The sequence below is a fragment of the Bacillus sp. FSL K6-2944 genome (assembly GCF_038005385.1).
Lineage (GTDB): Bacteria > Bacillota > Bacilli > Bacillales > Bacillaceae_G > Bacillus_A > Bacillus_A cereus.
On sequence record NZ_JBBOTE010000001.1, the window covers coordinates 2825188 to 2845783 of the forward strand.

Genomic DNA, 20596 nt, shown 5'->3' on the forward strand with positions numbered 1-20596 from the left:
CATACGGCGTTCCATCGTTTCCAACTGACACTATAAGTTGTTTTATATTGCAATCGGTTCATTTTCAGACTTAGTACGAAGTTCATTTAATTTGCTTAGTGATTTCTCATTAAGATTAAGCGAGCGAAGTATGCCTTTGATTTTCTCTATGTCGGTCATGTGAATCAACCTATGGACGAATGAGTCGACAATGACTAAATTGCTGTAAGCATCAGTCCCTCCTTTGTTAAGAGGAACTATATGATGACAATGTACTCTGTCGATTCCAATGATATTCCCAATCACATAACATTTTCCATATTGAGCGACATATTTAGATATCCTATTGTCGTTATATTCGATGCTCCTATTTTTAGAAAAGGTAGCCATAACTTGTTTAAGAACGTCCCGAGGTATGGCTTTGAGATTTTCATGGATTTTATTTCTTCCCTCAACTGTGTAATTACAAATGTTCTGAGAAAAATTCCATGGGTTTTTATGATGCATACCAGTAATAGGTAGTAGCGGTGTGTTACAAACCGAATATATTTTGGTATTAGGCAGAATGCCTTTGGCTCGCTTCTGAAACTTCTTAGGAGTTTCACTGAAACAAATTTTCTTACTGTTTTCCCTAAGCCTGTTTTTAATGGATTTGAGAAGAGTGTAGCTAACCTCTGTCAAATCAATATAGATTTTAGTCGCATATTTGTAATAATTCTGTATTCCAATAAGGGTAGTGTTATATCTTATAACTGCTTCAGCCGTTGGATTTTCCTGTATCCCTTTAATCTTGTCTTTTAGAATTTGTTTAGTCTTTTGTATAGCTTTGTCTGTCATACTCGTTTTAGCTACATATCCATGTCTGGATTTTCCTTGTTGAACTAATTTGACCTTAAATCCTAAGAAGATAGATGAATTCTTTTTGAGATTTACAACTTTAGATTTGTCTTTATTGATATCTAGTCCAAGTCGCTTCTTCAGAAAATCCACGGTAGCATAGTAAAATTTCTTGGCATCTGTATATGTTTTACACATTATTTTGAAATCATCTGCGTAACGAACGATATGTCCACCTTTAAGATTTCGATTCTTACGTGCCCATACAAGCCAACCAGGTGACAGTTTTGCATGTTTAGGTGTGAAATTCTCCCATTGATTGCAAACCCACCAGTCAAGTTCATTAAGTACTATGTTAGAGAGTAAGGGCGAGATAATCCCACCTTGCGGTGTGCCCTTAGTAGGAACTCCTTCTCCATGAATTTCAGATTTGAGAATTTTAGAAATTACACTCAGAAGTGATTTATCTCTAACTCCCAATGTCCACATCTGTTTTAAAAGTTTACCGTGATTGACATTGTCAAAGAATCCTTTGATATCAATATCCACACAGTAATGGTTGCGATACATATTCATAAGGCTAACCATACGACTTAAAGCATGATGTGTGCTTCTATTTGGTCTGAAACCATAGCTATGGTTATAGAACTTCGCTTCACATATGGGTTCAAGAACTTGTAATATGGATTGTTGGACTAACCTATCCCAGATAGTTGGAATCCCTAAGGGACGCGTTTTATCACTTCCCTCTTTGGGAATATATACCCTTCTGACTGCATCTGGTTTATATCGCTTCAATCTACATCTGATTTCTTTAATAATCTGTAAATCATTAAAATGCCAGATGTCTCTAATAGTTAACCCATCGACACCAGCAGTTTTACTACCTTTATTGGTTTTAATGTTTCTGTATGCTAGTCTAATATTTTCTTCTGAACCAATAATGTCCATTAACTTATAGAAATTGTTACCATTGAGACTGCTTGAATATAATTCGTCATACTTAGATTGCATGTCATAATACTCGTTATGTCTCAGCTTCGGTTTCTTCAACATGGGCTGTAGCCTCCTTTTCAAGAGGGAACTACATCTCTTAGTCTTACCCGAATCCATGTTCACCGTTAAGTAACTGTTCAGTCTTCAATCGACTAGTGGCTATCCCTCCACGTTCATTAGACGTTTCACTGGTACTGCGCCACCACTTTCACTACCATAAATCTAGGTTATATATCGAACTAATATCATTCTTATTTTCCCTAGAAACGCTTCACTGGAAGCAAGCCCTCTGCGTTGGTAGCTTACCACGTTCCATCACTCTTATCTGTACATATACACTTTTAGGTTTCTCCTATAAGCCTGTTATCTTGATATTGCCTGTAACAATATATGGACGTTCATAAAGGAGACTTTTACTAATCCACAATAACGACACTAATTGTGCCAGCATACCTTTCGATATGCTTCCGTTATAGACCCGTACCATCGGAGATTCGTCTGCACATTCAAAGTTCGAATTGCATTATTGTGCATTCTAACCATAAGTGTTTTGTAGACTCCCGGCCTATAGGCTACACCATCCACCTCTGGACAGCTTTCGTATCTGTTTGATTTACGGTAGCTCTCAGCCGACTTCTTCGAGCTTCACACAATAAAATTCTTGCTAACTTTATTGCATGTCGAAGGTTTAGAGGAAGCTCTTCAAGGCGTTACCCTATCATTTAACTTCTCAGAATGACAGTTCACTGTTGAACTGTTTGTTCGACAGTGCCTAAGCTTTTCACTTAGGAACGTGTCGCACCACCCCAAGGATCCACAATTAAAGAATGACCTGCAAACACATTATTCGGATCCTTCCCTGCTCTATTACACGCAACAACATAACACTGATTTTCAACTGCTCTTGCTTGCAATAGCAAACGCCAATGTGCTAAACGAACTAATGGCCATTCAGCTACAACAAATAATACTTTTGCCCCTTTAGCAGTATGAACACGCATCCACTCTGGAAAACGAATATCATAACAAATTGTTCCAGCGCATTCAACATCATCTAGCTTAAATTCGCCCGTACCATTACCAGCTATTAAATATTTATGTTCATCCATAAGCTGAAATAAATGTACTTTACTATATTCGTTGACTAACTGTCCTTCATTATTTACAACATACATCGTATTTGTAACGCCTTGCTCTGTTTGCTTTGCTATGGACCCACCAACAATATGTACATCATATCGCTTCGCCCATTCTATTAACTTTTCTTTCGTTTCCACTCCATCCCTATCTGCAATTTCAGAAAGTCTCGTTAAATCATATCCTGTTGTCCATAGTTCTGGTAAGACGATAACATCTGGCCTTTCCTTCATAGCTTCACTTATTTTATTTTTAGCATTCTCAATATTTTTTTCTACATCTCCAAAAACAATATCCATTTGAATACATGCGACTTTCATTTTTTCAGCCCCATTCTTATTTTTCTCTTTACAAAATACTGGAAAGATTATATCATTTGTCACTAGAATTGTAACAACTTTCAAAAGAGGTGGAAAGTATGAAATTATTTCAACCTTCTGAGATAGTAACATCATTCAACACAATTTTTCGCTTCACTTGTTGCAAAAGTTAACAAAGTCGTTGCAGCTGGTCACGATGTTATTAATCTAGGTCAAGGTAATCCAGATCAACCAACACCGCAGCATATCGTAAAAGCTTTACAAGATGCTGCCGAAAAGACCATTCATCATAAATATCCGCCATTTCGCGGACATGAAAGCTTAAAGGAAGCCGTGGCTACATTCTATAAACGTGAATATGGCGTCGAATTAAACCCAAAAACTGAAGTTGCTATTTTGTTTGGTGGGAAGGCTGGACTAGTAGAATTACCGATTTGTTTTACAAATCCTGGTGATACGATTCTCGTTCCGGATCCAGGTTATCCAGATTATTTATCCGGGGTTGCTTTAGCAAAAGCACACTTTGAAAGAATGCCACTTATTGCAGAAAATAACTTTTTACCAGATTATACGAACATTGATGACTCTATTGCAGAGCGTGCAAAATTAATGTTTTTAAACTATCCAAATAATCCTACCGGTGCTACTGCATCAAAAGATTTTTTTGATGAAACCATTCACTTTGCTAATAAACATAATATATTAGTTGTTCACGATTTTGCTTATGGCGCTATCGGATTTGATGGTCAAAAACCTGTTAGTTTCTTGCAAGCAGATGGTGCGAAAGATATAGGAATTGAAATTTACACATTATCAAAAACTTTCAATATGGCTGGCTGGCGCATCGCTTTTGCTGTAGGGAATGAAAGTGTGATTGAAACAATTAACCTATTACAAGATCATATGTATGTTAGTATATTCGGTGCAGTTCAAGATGCTGCTCGAGAAGCGCTATTAAGTTCACAGTCTTGTGTAATAGACCTTGTAAATAGTTACGAATCTCGAAGAAACGCTCTTATTTCAGCCTGTCACTCAATTGGTTGGAATGTAGACATTCCAACAGGATCATTCTTTGCATGGCTTCCCGTTCCAAAAGGATATACCTCTGAGCAATTTTCTAATATTTTACTAGAAAAAGCACATGTCGCAGTTGCTCCTGGTGTTGGATTTGGTGAGCATGGCGAAGGGTATGTCCGTGTTGGTCTCTTACATACAGAAGATAGATTACGAGAAGCCATTAATCGAATTGATAAATTAAATTTTTTCAAAAAGTAATTGACAACACGAAAAATATCTGACAAAATTCAGTTATCTTAAAAATTTAAACATTTCTAAATACTTCTTATCAAGAGCAGGTGGAGGGACGAGCCCGACGAAACCCGGCAACCGATCTACAATTGTAGACACGGTGCTAATTCTCGCAGCATTATGCTGACAGATAAGGAGCTGGTTGTAAAAAAACCTCTCCTTAGCTGAGAGGTTTTTTTATTTAACTAGGAGGTTATAACAATGAGCGGAATAATAGCGACGTATTTGATCCATGACGGTTCACATAACTTAGAAAAAAAAGCTGAGCAAATTGCACTTGGTTTAACAATTGGCTCTTGGACTCATTTGCCACACTTATTACAAGAACAATTAAAACAGCATAAAGGCAATGTCATTCATGTTGAGGAATTAGCTGAACATGAACATACCAATTCGTATTTACGTAAAAAAGTAAAACGCGGAATTATTAAAATCGAATATCCGTTATTAAACTTCAGTCCAGATTTACCAGCAATTTTAACGACTACATTTGGAAAGCTATCCCTTGATGGCGAAGTAAAATTAATTGACTTAACTTTTTCAGACGAGTTAAAAAAACATTTTCCTGGTCCAAAATTCGGGATAGATGGTATTCGAAACCTTTTACAAGTGCATGATCGTCCCCTTTTAATGAGTATTTTTAAAGGAATGATTGGACGAAATATTGGGTATTTAAAAACGCAATTACGCGATCAAGCAATTGGTGGTGTAGATATAGTAAAAGATGATGAAATATTATTTGAAAATGCATTAACACCACTTACGAAACGCATTGTATCTGGAAAAGAAGTTTTACAATCCGTATATGAAACATACGGACATAAAACGTTATATGCCGTAAATTTAACAGGACGAACTTTTGATTTAAAAGAAAATGCTAAACGTGCAGTGCAAGCTGGAGCTGATATTCTATTATTTAACGTATTTGCTTACGGACTAGATGTACTACAATCACTTGCAGAAGATGATGAAATCCCAGTTCCTATTATGGCACATCCTGCTGTAAGTGGTGCTTATTCAGCATCCAAGTTATATGGAGTTTCATCTCCATTATTACTTGGAAAGCTACTACGTTATGCTGGGGCTGACTTTTCATTATTCCCATCTCCATACGGAAGTGTTGCGCTAGAAAAAGAGGAGGCTCTTGCTATCTCAAAATATTTAACTGAAGACGATGCATCTTTCAAGAAGAGCTTTTCTGTTCCGTCTGCTGGTATTCATCCTGGTTTCGTTCCCTTTATTGTACGAGATTTCGGTAAAGATGTTGTTATTAATGCTGGCGGCGGGATACACGGACATCCAAATGGAGCGCAAGGCGGCGGTAAAGCTTTCCGTACTGCAATTGATGCTACTTTGCAAAATAAACCACTCCATGAAGTAGACGACATAAATTTGCATAGTGCACTACAAATATGGGGAAATCCCTCTTATGAGGTGAAATTATGAGTATTCAAGTATTTTGTGATTTCGATGGCACGATTACAAATAATGATAACATTATGTCCATTATGGAAAAATTCGCACCACCAGAAGCCGAAGAAGTAAAGAATAAAATTTTATCACAAGAACTATCCATTCAAGAAGGTGTTTCTCAATTATTTCAATTAATACCTACTAATCTGCACGATGATATTATTCAATTTTTAATAGAAACTGCTGAAATCCGTAGTGGTTTTCATGAGTTTATACAATTCGTAAAGGAAAATAACATTTCTTTTTACGTGATATCAGGTGGAATGGATTTCTTCGTCTATCCACTCTTACAAGGAATCATTCCAAAAGAGCAAATTTATTGTAATGAAACAGACTTTTCAGCAGAGTTTATTACAGTTAAATGGCCTCATTCTTGTGATGATCATTGTCAAAATCATTGCGGATTATGTAAATCATCATTAATCCGTAAATTAAGTGATACAGATGACTTTCATATTGTAATTGGAGATTCTATTACTGATTTACAAGCCGCGAAACAAGCTGATAAAGTATTCGCTCGCGATTTTCTTATTACAAAGTGTGAAGAAAATCATATTGCTTATACACCGTTTGAAACATTTCAAGATGTGCAAGCTGAATTAAAACTTTTGTTGGAGGTGAAGGCATGAAACAACTTTTTCGTCAATGGTATGACTTAAGCGAGATAAAAAAAGAGTTAACAACACGAAATTGGTTCCCAGCAACAAGTGGTAATATTTCTATAAAGGTTAGTCATGAACCACTTACTTTTCTTATTACGGCAAGCGGTAAAGATAAAACAAAAACCACTCCAGATGATTTTCTATTAGTAGATCATGTAGGAGTTCCCGTTTTAGAGACTGAATTACGCCCTTCAGCAGAAACAATATTGCATACACACATTTATAACAATACGAATGCCGGTTGCGTACTTCATGTTCATACAACCGATAATAATGTCATCACAAATTTATATAGTGATGCAGTCACCCTTCAAAATCAAGAAATTATTAAAGCTCTCGATATTTGGGAAGAAGGTGCAACCATTCACATTCCTATTATCGAAAACCATGCCCATATCCCAACACTTGGAGAAAACTTCCGAAAGCATATACAAGGAGATTCGGGTGCAGTATTAATCCGTAACCACGGTATTACCGTATGGGGCCGAGATAGCTTTGATGCAAAGAAGAGATTAGAAGCTTATGAGTTTTTATTCCAATTTCATATAAAACTATTATCAATTCAAGGAGGCGTTTCTAATGGCGCAAATTCGTATTCATGAAGTAAATACTCGTATTGAAAATGAAGTGGAAGTATCTAAATTTCTACAAGAGGAAGGCGTTTTATATGAGAAATGGAATATTTCTAAACTTCCTACTCATTTAAATGAAAATTATTCGTTAACAGATGAAAACAAAGCTGAAATATTAGCTATTTTTTCAAAAGAAATCGCTGATGTTTCAGCACGTCGAGGTTATAAAGCACATGATGTAATCTCACTTTCAAGTAGCACACCTAACCTTGACGAATTATTAATTAATTTCCAAAAGGAACACCATCATACAGATGACGAAGTTCGCTTTATCGTCAGTGGTCACGGCATTTTCGCTATTGAAGGTAAAGATGGGAAATTCTTTGATGTTGAACTTGAGCCAGGCGATTTAATATCTGTTCCTGAAAATGCAAGACATTATTTTACCTTGCAAGATGATCGCCAAGTTGTAGCTATTCGTATTTTTGTGACAACTGAAGGCTGGGTTCCAATCTATTAAGGTAGTTAGTTGAATAAAAGGACTTGGACCCCCTTTTCCAAACTTTTATTCACTCTACATATATACATCCTCCTATGGAACAGACTTATTTCATTTTGAAATAAGTCTGATTTTTTATTTACTTGAAAGTACCATTTCATCACAAATTTACACCTTAATTTTTCAAGTGCATTTTTCGAACATTTTTTGAACATTTATTGAATTTTTTCTGAAAATTCTGTTTTATATGTGATATACTACAATTAACTTAGAAGGAAAATAATATCGCAAACAGAGGGGGATAATCATGAGCTTACTTATCGCACTTATACTTGGAGTTACATGTGGAGCATTTCCTGTTATTTTAGGAGCTATTATGGAAGAGTTAGAAATTGGTGTTTTAGGATTTGTCGCATCTTGTGTAAGCGCTTTATTATTTGGTTTATTCGGCGCTATTCCTGTTTCAATTCTGTGTGCTTTTTATATAATACGCCATGCTCGTACAAAACAATTTGGTCCTAATCACATCGCACAAATTATCCCGTTCCCGGTTGAACGATGCCGACGCGCTTCTAACTTATAATTATAAAAATTAAAGATGACTAAATAAATAAAAGTCCTCAAATGAGGACTTTTATTTATTTTCTTCTAGAAATTGAAACAATTCTTGTAGATGTAGGGCATCTTCACCATAGCTAACAGATACATGAAATATACCATCAATCTCAGCTTGCATATAAAGATCCACTCCATCACGATCATATTTCAATGCCAAATAAAACTCCATTTCTTCTAACATCTTTTTTGAGGTTCGAATTACATAATGTCCCTTCTCATCTCTTCCATATTCAAATTCTGGTTCAAAATCATATTTTTGTTTAAAAGCTTCTTTTTGTCTTTCATTAATTTGCATACAAGTAGCTCGCTGTACAGTATCAATCATCTCATCAAACTTTTGAAGGTCCACCTCGTTTACCCCCTTATATATTTTTTATATAGTACTTGTGTTCCACTATTTTCTTCGCCATCCTTAATTAACTCTTCATACAATTCTTTCGCCAAACTTAAGCCTGGGACTGGTAATTGTAATTTTTCTGCTTCCTCTAAAGCAATTTTCATATCTTTCATAAAATGCTTTACATAAAATCCTGGCTCAAAGTCTCCTTTTAACATTCGAGGAGCTAAATTACTTAATGACCAGCTACCTGCTGCCCCTGTTGAAATACTCTCTAACACTTTATCTGGATTCAGTCCAGCCTTCTTCGCGTAAGCAACAGCCTCACATACTCCAATCATATTGGAAGCAATCGCAATTTGATTGCACATTTTTGTATGTTGTCCACTCCCAGCTGGTCCTTGTAATTGAATGTTTGTTCCTAACTTTTCAAGTAAAGGTAAGCATCTATCATATATTTCTTTCTCCCCACCTACCATAATTGCGAGTTTTGCTTCTTTTGCGCCAACATCTCCTCCTGAGACAGGTGCATCTAACGTATATATATTTTTTCTTTTTGCAACTTCATTAATCCGTTTTGCTAAAGTAGGTGTAGATGTCGTAAAGTCAATTGCTATCGTACCTTCTTTTGCATGTTCTATAATTCCTTCTATACCAAAATACACTTCTTCTACATCATGTGGATATCCAACCATTGTCATTACAATATCAACTTGCTTCACTAACTCTTTTGGCGTATTACACCAATTTGCACCATCTTGCACTAAAGAATCTGTTTTTGCTTTCGTTCTATTATATACATATACTTTATGACCATCTTGCATTAAGTGATAAACCATACTTTTTCCCATTACGCCAATACCAATGAAACCTATTGATAAAGTTTTATGTTCCATTTTCTCATCCCCTTTGTTCTAATAAATCATTTACCATCTTTCGGAACTCTTTATTAAAGTCATCATCCATACTATTTTTCACATTTGAAAATAAAATAACAAAAGTTCCTTTTTCTTTATTAAAATTATTGAAAGTGTTCCAACCAGATAATACACCATGATTATGAAAATAATCTGGATATATATAAAAACTAAATGCATATTTCCGTTCTGCTGAAGGTGAAAACATTGCTTGTATACTTTGTTCAGAAAGAAGTTTTCCATTTATAATTGCTTCGTCTAATTTCTTCATATCTCCAACTGTCGTATACATCTCACCACAACCATATAGCCAATCCATGCCTAACTTCTGCGCTGGTACAAGCTCTTGATCTTTTTTCACATAACCCTTTGTAAAATTTTTATCTCCAGGTACCATATTTCCCATACCGGATTCATGCATATCTGCTTTTACAAATATGTTTTCTTTTATGTAATCTCCTAAAGGTTTTTTCGATATACGTTCTATTATATAAGCAAGCACCATATAATTATAATCTGTATATCTCCAACCTGTTCCTGCAGGAAATTCTAAATTTTGACGTCCAATCCAATTAATTAATTGTAAGCGGGAAGCCGCATTAATATTGCCTTTTGCGTGTTCAGGTAAACCAGAGGTATGCGTTAATAAATGATATAGCGTAATATTTTTATTCTCCGGAAATGAAGGAATATATTTATTTACATTATCTTGAATATTCAATTTCCCTTGTTCTTGCAGCTGTAAAATAGATGTGGCAACGACTGTTTTCGTAATAGAACCGATACGATATTTTGTTTGAGGCGTATTTTCTATTTTATTTTGAACATCAGCATACCCATATCCTTTATTCAATATAACATGCTCTTTATCTGTTACCAAAACTGTTCCATTGAATTGCTTTCCGACTAAATATTGATCTAATTTTTGAGATATGCTAGCATAATCAATTTGTTGCTCTTCTTTTTCTTCTATATTCCCTTGTACTTCCGATTCAATAGTAGGATTCACTTTAGTTGTTAATACAGTGTTTTCCTTTATATTGGGGCTAACAAGAAAATAGTATACTCCGCCGCCAACTATAGCAGACAGTGAAGCCACCACCATTACTTTTTTTATCATATTGATCCTCCATAATTCCTTCGCTAAAAATTGTCCCCCTATTCTATTATCAAACAATAAAAAAAAATCGCAACAATTTGTTGCGAAAAATCACATTTTTTCTTTTCTATACACACATACTTGATTCTTTCCATTTTTTTTCGCTTCATATAATGCAATATCCGCTCGTTGCATTAATTCTTCTCTTGTAGTTCCTTGTTCATATAACGCAACTCCAAAGCTAGCTGTTAACTTCGAAATTCCAGTGAATTGCTTTGTTTCAATGAAGAATCGTAATGATTCCGCAACTTGAAATGCTTCCTTTTCTACTGTATTTGTCACTAATATAATGAATTCTTCCCCTCCCCATCTTGCAAATACATGTTGCTGCTCCACTTTAGATTTCATAAGCTCTGCAAGTTGTATTAATGCCAAATCGCCAAAATCATGACCATATGTGTCATTAACTGTTTTAAAATTATCTATATCAAATAAAATAATTGCTATTTTCTCATCATTACGTATTACCTTTTCCCATTCTACCTCTAGTATTTGTTGAAACTTTAAACGATTATAAATCTCTGTCAATGAATCTATCATAGCAAGTCTTTCTTGTTCTTGATAGATTTCATCTAATTCTGTAATTTCCGTGCACTTTACAATAAATCTTGATAAATCTTCTGGCAATGGTGTCGCACGTAATAGAAAAGTAGATACTGCCCCTTCATAATTTGACATCTTAATTCTTCTACCGCTTGATAAAGTATCGTCTAGCCATGTTATATCATGCGTCGTCGAGTAGTATCCATTTTCTCTAATAAAATGTTCAGCAAATACTAAATGTTGCTCGCGATAGGCAAACAAATTTTCATATCCGAAAAACGTTAAAAAATTTGTATTACAATCAACAATTTCATCATCTTCTACTATAAATAATAAATCATTTTGAAAATCAAACATCGTTTGAAGCAGTTCCTGTTGTAAACTAACTTGCCTTACTAAAGAAAGTTGATACAAACTCTTATTCACTTCTTCTAACACTGCTTGCGGAGTTACAGGGGCCATTACAATATTACGTATTCCTAATGCAAGTACATCTGTAAATTCCTTTGTTATTTGTTGATCCCAAATGACAATGAATGTACTTTGCGAGGTATACATATTCTTTATATATTTTATTTGAGAATAATCTGTTACATACATAATTATAATGTGCGGTTTCGTTCTTTGAAATAATAGTTCGCCCTCTTCAAAACTATTTGCTATAAACATACATTTTGGATGGATATTTTCTATCGTTTGTTGATGTTTACATCCATTTTCTATATAAAGGACATTTAACTGCAGATCTTGTAACACATTTTGGAAAACCGTATTCTCTAATAAAAAATGTAGTATGTTCATCACTAGTCTTCACTCACTTCATATATCTTGTTCTACTGAATTCCTCACAAACATTTCTAAAAGACTGTTCTCCAATAAACTTTAATTTGTGAGAAATACATATTAACAAGCTAATTGAGAATGTTATCTTCCCTTTTCACTCTATAAATTCCTTTTTTAGTGTATGATTATAGGAATTATATCGTTTGTATGAATGCCCTAGCTTATTTCTTAAAACTTGACAATTAAAATAAAGATATTATATTCTTAAATTCGACAACTTACAAAATGTAAGTAATATACATTGCGTTTTCCCGATAATTTTATATACAATTTGGAGGATATATTATGACAAACGACAACTTTTTTAACGTTCTATATGAACGCACATCTACACGTGCATTCAACCCAAATAAAGAAATCTCATCTACAGAATTACATGAGATTTTAAAAGCAGCAGCACAAGCACCTTCCGCTTGGAACTTACAACACTGGAAATTCCTTGTTTTTCAAGGTAAAGATGTACAAAAACGATTACACCCAATAGCTTATAACCAACAACAAATTCTTGATGCTTCTGCAGTAGTCGCTATTTTAGGTGATTTAGAAGCTTATAAAAATGTTGAGCCAGTATATGGTCCAATTGTAGAACAAGGATTTATGAAAGAAGAAGCAAAAGAACGCTTAGCTAAAAATATTGAATCTGCATATGCTCGTGAACAATTCCCAAGAGATGCTGCCTTTTCAAATGCATCTTTAGCAGCAATGCAACTTATGCTTGCAGCTAAAGCAACTGGTTGGGATACTTGTGCTATTGGTGGCTTCAATCCACAAGCACTGACAGACGAATTTAACGTTTCATCTCGTTACGTTCCTATTATGCTTATTACAATTGGTGAATCAACTTTAAAAGGCCACCCTGCACCTCGCATGAGCGTAGAGCAAGTAAGCGAGTGGGCAAAATAATAAAAAAACGAAGGCAACTACATTGCCTTCGTTTTTTTATTCCCTGTCATAATTTTGTAATATTACTACAAATCATTCGACATTTATACTTATGGAAAAGTATATTCTATTCCCTTCTCATAAATAAACGTGACGTTTCGTGTCGAATTTTGTTAAGGCGTTGAAATATACCCGTGTATTTTTGTTACAATTGTGATACAATGATAACAAATAGATAACAAGAGAGGGATTTTCATTGAGTTCATACGGAAGCTTTATCGCACTTTTATGTTACATAGTAACTGTACTGCTTCTATATTTTATTGGCGATGCCGCAAACATCTCCATTTTACAATTTCCAAAAGAAGAAGCATTCCAATTAGAATCAGAAAAACATACTGCACGATCCATTGTACCACTACTCCTAGCTCTTCCTGTATATATCATCGTTTTATATAAAAGTAAAAAAGTGTAAAGGCTACCCATTTCATTTATTTCGGTGGTTTTTACATTTTTTTGTTATATTCCACCTATTTTAAACATCATTCCATACTAAACACCCAGCTAGTCATTTAAAATGAGAAAATCCCCTAGAAAAAATTCCACTCTCTGTCCAGTCACTAACTACCGAACTTACATAGATTATAAGTGTGAAGGGGGTGATGAGGATTATGTTTGGATCATTTGGATGCTGTGATAACTTTAGAGAATGTCATCATCATGAAAGAGAGCGCGACCATCGCGAGAAAGAGAGAGAGAGAGAGGTTAGACCACAACAACCAGCTGTATGTAACGTACTTGCTAGCATTTCAGTTGGAACAGAACTTTCTCTTTTAAGCATTAGAGGTAATGGTACTTTCAACAATGTAATTTTTGAAGGTTTCGCTAACGGTGTTGCTCTTTTCTCTGCTTTAGCTCGTAATGACAAAGACAACAAAGATAACAATAAAGACGATAAGAACAATCAAAATCGAAATACTTTTACTGGTATTTTACGTGTATGCCCAACTGATATCGTTGCAATCGCTATCTAATTCTGTCTCTTATCCTCGATAGTAAGCAAATAAGATTTACTTTTCTCATAGAAAAAACCTGAGACCGATTTCAAATCGACTCAGGTTTTTTTATTAATTATATGCTTTTAACTAGTTCAACAACTTCTTCAGCAGTTGACATCATTAATGCTTTTTCTGCTAATGTTTCCATTTCTGCTTTTGACAACTTGCTTAGCTGTGTTCTTGCAGGAAGAATAGATGTTGCACTCATACTGAACTCATCTAAACCTAATCCTAATAATAATGGGATAGCAAGTGAATCGCCCGCCATCTCACCACACATACCAGCCCATTTGCCTTCTTTATGAGCAGCATCGATAACCATTTTTACAAGACGTAAAATAGATGGGTTATATGGTTGGTATAAGTATGATACTTGTTCGTTCATACGGTCTGCAGCCATTGTGTATTGGATTAAATCATTTGTTCCGATAGAGAAGAAGTCAACTTCTTTCGCGAATTGATCTGCTAATACTGCTGAAGCTGGGATTTCAACCATCATACCAACTTCAATAGAATCAGAAACAGTTGTACCCGCTTCTACAAGTTTCGCTTTCTCTTCTAATAAAATCGCTTTCGCTTGACGGAACTCATCAAGAGTTGCAATCATTGGGAACATAATTTTTAAGTTACCGTATACGCTAGCACGAAGTAATGCACGAAGTTGTGTACGGAACACATCTTGCTCATCAAGACATAAGCGAATTGCACGGTATCCTAAGAATGGGTTCATTTCTTTTGGTAAATGTAAGTATGGAAGCTCTTTATCTCCACCGATGTCAAGTGTACGAACAACGACTGGTTGACCTTCTTTTACACCTTCAAGAACTGCTTTATACGCTTCGAACTGCTCTTCTTCTGTTGGAAGATTGTCACGGCCCATGTATAAGAATTCTGTACGGTATAAGCCAACGCCTTCTCCGCCATTATCGATAATACCTTGTACATCATTTGGTGTTCCGATATTTGCAACAAGCTCAACGTGATGTCCGTCACTTGTTACAGTAGCTTGGTCTTTTAATTTAGCCCATTCAGCTTTTTGCTCTTCAAATTTCGCTTTCTTTTCTTCAAACGAACGAAGAGTTTCTTCTGATGGGTTTACAATTACTTCTCCATCTAAACCGTCAATGATAACGATATCGCCATTTTGGATTTTCTCCATAACAACTTTTGTACCAACAACAGCTGGAATTTCCATAGAACGAGCCATAATTGCTGAGTGAGATGTACGTCCACCGATATCAGTAGTGAAACCTTTTGCATACTTACGGTTTAACTGAGCTGTATCAGATGGTGTTAAATCTTCAGCAATGATGATTACCTCTTCAGAAATTGTACCAGGATTTGAGAAGTTAATTCCTAGTAAATGTGCAAGAACGCGTTTTGTTACGTCACGAATGTCCGCAGCACGTTCTTTCATATATTCGTTATCCATGTTTTCAAACATAGAAATAAACATTGATGCAACTTCATCCATTGCAAATTCAGCATTTACTTTTTCGCTATTTACTTTATCTTTTACTGGGTTTACTAGTTCTGGATCATTTAACACTAATAAATGTGCTTCAAAGATTGCAGCTTTGTCAGCACCTAGCTCAGCAAATGCGTGGTCCTTAATAGCTTCTAATTCAGTTTTTGCTTTCTCAAGCGCAGCGTCTAAGCGTGCAATTTCTGCAGCTTCGTTTGTAATTGATTTCTTTTCGATGTTAAATTCAGGATTTTCAAGTCTGAAAGCCTTTGCAATAGCAATCCCACTTGATGCAGCGATCCCTTGAATGTTAAGAGTCATTATTCTCCTAATCCTTCGTTTTTCATAGTTTCTTCGATAGCTGCTAGTGCTTGAGCTGCATCATCACCATTTGCAGTGATTTTAATTTCTGCGTTTTGTTGAATGCCTAAAGACATAACGCCCATGATTGATTTTAAGTTAACGTTCTTTCCGTTATACTCTAAGTTAATATCAGAACCGAATTTGCTTGCAGTGTTTACAAGTAGAGTTGCTGGACGAGCATGAATTCCTGAGTCGCTAGTTACTTTAAAGATTTTTTCCATGATAATTTATCTCCTTTAAATTACAGTATTTTTTAGTTGTATAGACGTGAGTACTACATCATCTATTGTATATAATAGGCGATGTTCGGTCAACCACATCGCCTATTATAATTATAAACATTTTGCGTCAAATTCCTACTGAATGTCAATAATAGCGGTTTCGCCCTTCTTAACATTTCCATCTTTTTTCAATTCGACTTGTTGCCCTTGTTGTAAGTTTGTAAAGACAATTGGTGTAATGATAGATGGTGCATTTTCTTTTACAAATGCAAGATCTACTTTTAATAATGGTTGGCCTTGTTTCACCTTGTCGCCTTGTGCTACAAGCGCTTCAAAACCTTCACCATTTAATTTTACAGTATCAATACCGAAGTGAATTAAAATTTCTTTTCCGCCTTCAGATTGAATACCAATCGCATGTTTTGTAGGGAATACATTGACAATCTCACCGTTCACTGGAGAAACTACTGTTCCTTCAGTTGGCTCAATTGCAAATCCGTCTCCCATCATTTTTCCTGAGAATACTTGGTCAGGTACTTCTGTAATTGGTAAGATTTTTCCTTCGATTGGTGATACAATTGTTTCATTTTCATCAACTTTTTGAGGAGTTTCTTCCACTTTTACAGGTTCTTCTTTTTCAACATGAGGTGTACGACCTGACATAATATCATGAATTTGTGATTTTAATGTGTCAGATTTCGGTCCGAAAATAGCTTGAATGTTATTTCCAACTTCAAGTACACCAGCTGCTCCAAGTTCTTTTAAGCGGTCTTTGTTTACATTCTTTTGTTCGTTAACTTGAACACGTAAACGAGTAATACAAGCATCTAAAGAAGCAATGTTTTCTTTACCACCAAGTGCTACTAATACTTCACGAGGGAGTTCGCCTGCTTCTGCTTTTCCTGCGCCCTCATTTGCATTTGCCACTTCACGACCAGGTGTTTTTAGATTCCATTTACGAATTGCAAAGCGGAATCCGAAGTAGTAAATAACTGCTAGTACAAGACCAACAATAATTACCCACCACCATGCTGTACGGCCTGGTAGTACACCGAATAATAGGAAGTCAATTAAACCACCAGAGAATGTCATACCAATTTTAACACCTAAAATTTGCATTGTCATAAATGATAGACCAGCAAATACAGCGTGAATTCCGAATAATACTGGTGCTACGAATAAGAATGAAAATTCAAGTGGCTCTGTAATACCTGTTAAGAAAGATGTTAATGCTGCAGAACCTAAAATACCTGCTGCTAATTTTTTATTTTCTGGACGTGCTTCATGGTACATTGCTAAAGCTGCTGCTGGAAGACCGAACATCATGAACGGATACTTACCAGTTGTAAATGTACCTGCTGTTAATTCTACACCGTCTTTTAACTGTGCCATAAAGATTTTTTGGTCACCACGGATTAATTCGCCAGCTGCATTTGTATACTGACCGAATTCGAACCAGAACGGTGAATAGAAAATGTGATGTAATCCAAATGGAATTAATGAACGTTCAATTAAACCGAATATAAATGCTGCAATTGTTCTATTTGCATCAATCATTTGATGTGAGAACGTGTTTAAGCCACCTTGAATGTATGGCCAAACGAAGCACATGATAATACCTACTATTAAAGAGAATGTTGCAGTTGCAATCGGTACGAAACGCTTACCTGCAAAGAAACCTAAGTATGATGGTAATTCAATATTGAAGTATTTATTATAGCAATATGCCGCTACTATACCGACGATAATACCACCAAATACCCCTGTTTGTAGCGTTGGAATACCTAATACGTTTGCATACGCTGGATCTGCAAATCCAATTTTTACTGGGTCTGCTCCAGAACTTGTTACTTTCACTAGCTTATCTACTTCTAAGAACACACTCATCGTTTTGTTCATAATTAAGTAGCCGACGAATGCTGCTAAACCAGCTACTCCGTCTCCACCAGCTAAACCAATTGCTACCCCAACTGCGAATAATAATGCAAGGTTAGCGAAAATAATATCACCAGATTGTTCCATAATTTTTGCAACCATTACGAACCAATCTGCTTTTAAAGCAGGAATAACATTTGTTAACTGTGGATTTTGAAATGCATTACCAAATCCAAGTAAAATACCTGCCGCCGGTAAAATCGCTACTGGAAGCATTAACGCTTTTCCGACTTTTTGAAGAACACCAAAGATCTTCTTAAACATGGAAACCCTTCCTCTCTTATCTATATTGATACCTTCCGACAAACGCCAAAAAGACATGAGGAAAAAAAGATAGAACGATAGCTATACAAAGGGTAGTATATCCCTTTCTCTAGCTTACATTCCTTACTTTTCTCCACTCATGCCTGATCGAATCAGTAACACGTGTCAAAAATAGGTTTACGTATAAGTTCACTATAATTAAGGCAAACGTTTTCGTTACTCACCTTAATGTGTTTGTCGAAATTTGTATAACTTTGCAATAGTTATTATACATAACTATTGTAAGCGATTCAATCATTTTTTTTAACGTTTTCATTTTAGACAAAAATATATGGCTTTTTACACATGCTCTGCCTTTACTAAGCGTTGCAAGTGCATCGTTAAATAAATACTTTCAGCTTCATATACAGGTAGTTGCAACTCTTTTTGCATGACCTTAACTAGCTTCCAAGCCAAGTTATAGCAAGCTGGATACTCCGCCTTTAATAAATCAGCAAAACTTTGCGATTCCTCTACTTTTTCTCCTTTTTTCACCCTCTCAATAGCATATTGAAGATGACGAATAAGACGTAAATAATGAATGCTCTCTTGATCTAATGTAATTTGTAAGTTTGTCTCAATTAAAGATACAAGTTGTGCAATGAGACGGGAGTTTTGATTAACTGAAGATAAATCAGAATTTGTAAGCGAACTGTAAATGTGAAGTGCAATAAAACCAATTTCTCCTTCTGGCAATGTAATTTGCAAACGAGAATTTAAAAGTTCTACAACACCTTCCGCAATTTCATATTCCTTTGGATAGAGCATTTTTGTTTCAACTAAAAAAGGGTTATCAATTGTAAGTCCTTGTTTTAACCTTTTAATCGCAAATGAAATATGATCTGTTAACGCAATATGAATATGTTCATTTAGTGGCGATTTCGCTTTCCCTTGAATGTACAGCATAATATCGTTCATCAATTCAATTAATTTTTCACTAATATGCGGCACTAATAATTTGTATTGTTCACGATCCCGTTCATTTTTTAAGACAAACATCTTTTCGATTTGTTCTTGCTCCAATACATCTTTCGCTTTTTTCCCAAATCCAATTCCTTTACCAATCACTACTACTTCCTCGTGTTCCGGATGGCTAGCAATGATGACATTATTATTTAAAACTTTTTTAATTTCTAGATAATTACTCATATAACACCACCCTCGTACTTAAATAGCCTACTTTTATGTTACAGAATATTCTTCTTTGTCGTCAATGTAAAACATCTGCCATTTAATAAAAATTCATTTTTTAGACATGTTTATATATGATGCGTATAATGTAAGAGCAACTGTACATAGAAAGGAGATAACAGCATGATTAAAATGTTTGTAAGTGATATCGATGGTACAATGATGCAACACGGAGGTCTTATTGACGAACAAGATGTTGCGGCACTGCGCAGCCTTGCCGAGCAAAATGTTATTCTTTGCTTCGCTTCCGGAAGACTTGATAATGAAATTGCAGACTTAATGAAAGCTGTAAATACAAATTTTCATCGCATTAGTGTAAATGGTGTTTTTGTATATACACATGAAAATAAACAACTATTATCTGCAACTTTTGATTCCAGCATACTTCCCGATTTGTTAGCTATGACGAATGAAGATCCTTATTTCCGTTATGTAAGTGATGAGCATAATTATTACATTGAAGAGAAAACACCTTTCATTCAAGAACTTGAACAACAAGTAACTATGACTTCTGTTGAAGAACCAAACTTACTACAGAAGATTGATGATACAATTTTCCCAAATAAAATTTCTGTCGGTGGAACAAAGGAGAGCTTACAACTCCTTCAGAAAAAAATTGATGAAAAATTCCACGGGAAAGTTAGTACTTTCATCTCAGCAGAACAATGTTTAGATGTAATGCCACCGAATGTTAGTAAAGGCTCTGCCATTTCTGTTTTATTAAATGAGTTTCAAATAAAACCTGAGGAAATTGCTTGTATAGGGGATTCTTATAATGACATTCCTATGTTTTCTTTAACTCCTCACAGTTTTGCTATGTCGCAAGCAGATGATGCAGTAAAAAAACACGCTCACTATGTAGTAAATCACGTCAAAGATGCTGTTAACCACGTAATTGCTCATAATAAAAATACGACTCATTCCTTATAAGGATGAGTCGTATTTTTATTTCTTTACATGTTAATCATTTTCAATTCC

Annotated in this window: 19 protein-coding genes, 1 pseudogene and 1 riboswitch; of the genes and pseudogenes, 10 read left to right on the top strand and 10 right to left on the bottom strand. The window is 35.2% G+C overall.

Annotated elements, in window-relative coordinates; genetic code table 11:
- Window positions 1-42: 42 nt before the first annotated feature.
- Entirely contained in the window at window positions 43-1872 is a 1830-nt protein-coding gene (gene ltrA, locus MHH55_RS14215) for a group II intron reverse transcriptase/maturase (RefSeq protein WP_078186418.1), read from the bottom strand.
- A gap of 725 nt (window positions 1873-2597) precedes the next feature.
- Window positions 2598-3353: a carbon-nitrogen family hydrolase gene (locus tag MHH55_RS14220; protein WP_229178011.1), complete on the bottom strand. Its 756-nt coding sequence runs from the start codon at window positions 3351-3353 to the stop codon at window positions 2598-2600.
- A 14-nt stretch (window positions 3354-3367) separates the two neighbouring features.
- Between MHH55_RS14220 and MHH55_RS14225 the strand changes: the two are divergent.
- From MHH55_RS14225 to MHH55_RS14250, 6 genes and pseudogenes are all read left to right on the top strand, one after another.
- A pseudogene (locus MHH55_RS14225) lies at window positions 3368-4544 on the top strand (pyridoxal phosphate-dependent aminotransferase).
- A 64-nt stretch (window positions 4545-4608) separates the two neighbouring features.
- A riboswitch (SAM riboswitch) is annotated at window positions 4609-4714 on the top strand.
- A gap of 64 nt (window positions 4715-4778) precedes the next feature.
- A complete protein-coding gene (gene mtnW, locus MHH55_RS14230; RefSeq protein ID WP_025687566.1) occupies window positions 4779-6023 on the top strand; it encodes a 2,3-diketo-5-methylthiopentyl-1-phosphate enolase in 1245 nt (414 codons plus the stop codon).
- Window positions 6020-6679 (top strand): 2-hydroxy-3-keto-5-methylthiopentenyl-1-phosphate phosphatase, encoded by a 660-nt coding sequence (locus MHH55_RS14235; RefSeq protein WP_000027461.1) that lies wholly within the window; start codon window positions 6020-6022, stop codon window positions 6677-6679. Before mtnW ends, MHH55_RS14235 begins: the two co-directional genes overlap by 4 nt.
- The gene (locus MHH55_RS14240) at window positions 6676-7314 is read left to right on the top strand and encodes a methylthioribulose 1-phosphate dehydratase (RefSeq protein WP_000811341.1); all 639 of its coding nucleotides are present in this window, start codon (window positions 6676-6678) and stop codon (window positions 7312-7314) included. The genes MHH55_RS14235 and MHH55_RS14240 overlap by 4 nt, the downstream gene beginning before the upstream one ends.
- Window positions 7292-7804: a 1,2-dihydroxy-3-keto-5-methylthiopentene dioxygenase gene (locus MHH55_RS14245; protein WP_000057314.1), complete on the top strand. Its 513-nt coding sequence runs from the start codon at window positions 7292-7294 to the stop codon at window positions 7802-7804. The genes MHH55_RS14240 and MHH55_RS14245 overlap by 23 nt, the downstream gene beginning before the upstream one ends.
- A gap of 286 nt (window positions 7805-8090) precedes the next feature.
- A complete protein-coding gene (locus tag MHH55_RS14250; protein WP_000054659.1) occupies window positions 8091-8366 on the top strand; it encodes a hypothetical protein in 276 nt (91 codons plus the stop codon).
- A 51-nt stretch (window positions 8367-8417) separates the two neighbouring features.
- Here MHH55_RS14250 and MHH55_RS14255 read toward each other — a convergent pair whose 3' ends face one another.
- The 4 genes from MHH55_RS14255 to MHH55_RS14270 all read right to left on the bottom strand — a co-directional run bounded on the left by MHH55_RS14255 (window position 8418) and on the right by MHH55_RS14270 (window position 12158).
- Complete coding sequence (locus MHH55_RS14255; RefSeq protein ID WP_000365622.1) at window positions 8418-8750, bottom strand: DUF3909 family protein; 333 nt, start codon at window positions 8748-8750, stop codon at window positions 8418-8420.
- A 5-nt stretch (window positions 8751-8755) separates the two neighbouring features.
- Window positions 8756-9634, bottom strand: coding sequence for an NAD(P)-dependent oxidoreductase (locus tag MHH55_RS14260; protein ID WP_071741175.1), 879 nt, complete (start codon window positions 9632-9634; stop codon window positions 8756-8758).
- A 4-nt stretch (window positions 9635-9638) separates the two neighbouring features.
- Window positions 9639-10775 carry a serine hydrolase gene (locus MHH55_RS14265; protein ID WP_000592912.1) on the bottom strand — a complete coding sequence of 379 codons (1137 nt, stop codon included), beginning with the start codon at window positions 10773-10775 and terminating at the stop codon, window positions 9639-9641.
- Window positions 10776-10865: 90 nt separating this feature from the next.
- Window positions 10866-12158: a diguanylate cyclase gene (locus MHH55_RS14270; RefSeq protein WP_139362422.1), complete on the bottom strand. Its 1293-nt coding sequence runs from the start codon at window positions 12156-12158 to the stop codon at window positions 10866-10868.
- A 327-nt stretch (window positions 12159-12485) separates the two neighbouring features.
- On the opposite strand from MHH55_RS14270, the gene MHH55_RS14275 reads away from it, so the two are divergent.
- From MHH55_RS14275 to MHH55_RS14285, 3 genes are all read left to right on the top strand, one after another.
- On the top strand, window positions 12486-13103 hold the full coding sequence (locus MHH55_RS14275) for a nitroreductase family protein (protein ID WP_000180391.1): 618 nt from the start codon (window positions 12486-12488) through the stop codon (window positions 13101-13103).
- A 235-nt stretch (window positions 13104-13338) separates the two neighbouring features.
- Window positions 13339-13557, top strand: a complete 219-nt coding sequence (locus MHH55_RS14280; protein ID WP_000100485.1) for a hypothetical protein — start codon at window positions 13339-13341, stop codon at window positions 13555-13557.
- A gap of 196 nt (window positions 13558-13753) precedes the next feature.
- On the top strand, window positions 13754-14116 hold the full coding sequence (locus MHH55_RS14285; RefSeq protein ID WP_000468041.1) for a DUF3915 domain-containing protein: 363 nt from the start codon (window positions 13754-13756) through the stop codon (window positions 14114-14116).
- Window positions 14117-14213: 97 nt separating this feature from the next.
- Here the strand turns inward: MHH55_RS14285 and ptsP are convergent, their stop codons facing one another.
- The 4 genes from ptsP to glcT all read right to left on the bottom strand — a co-directional run bounded on the left by ptsP (window position 14214) and on the right by glcT (window position 19576).
- On the bottom strand, window positions 14214-15926 hold the full coding sequence (gene ptsP, locus MHH55_RS14290) for a phosphoenolpyruvate--protein phosphotransferase (RefSeq protein ID WP_000174207.1): 1713 nt from the start codon (window positions 15924-15926) through the stop codon (window positions 14214-14216).
- The gene (ptsH, locus tag MHH55_RS14295) at window positions 15926-16189 is read right to left on the bottom strand and encodes a phosphocarrier protein HPr (RefSeq protein ID WP_000411080.1); all 264 of its coding nucleotides are present in this window, start codon (window positions 16187-16189) and stop codon (window positions 15926-15928) included. The genes ptsP and ptsH overlap by 1 nt, the downstream gene beginning before the upstream one ends.
- 135 nt (window positions 16190-16324) lie before the next feature.
- The gene (gene ptsG, locus MHH55_RS14300) at window positions 16325-18388 is read right to left on the bottom strand and encodes a PTS glucose transporter subunit IIABC (RefSeq protein ID WP_000473179.1); all 2064 of its coding nucleotides are present in this window, start codon (window positions 18386-18388) and stop codon (window positions 16325-16327) included.
- A gap of 339 nt (window positions 18389-18727) precedes the next feature.
- Complete coding sequence (gene glcT, locus MHH55_RS14305) at window positions 18728-19576, bottom strand: glucose PTS transporter transcription antiterminator GlcT (protein ID WP_000073860.1); 849 nt, start codon at window positions 19574-19576, stop codon at window positions 18728-18730.
- 165 nt (window positions 19577-19741) lie between these two features.
- Between glcT and MHH55_RS14310 the strand changes: the two genes are divergently transcribed.
- On the top strand, window positions 19742-20548 hold the full coding sequence (locus MHH55_RS14310) for a Cof-type HAD-IIB family hydrolase (RefSeq protein ID WP_000594243.1): 807 nt from the start codon (window positions 19742-19744) through the stop codon (window positions 20546-20548).
- The last annotated feature ends 48 nt before the right edge of the window (window positions 20549-20596 follow it).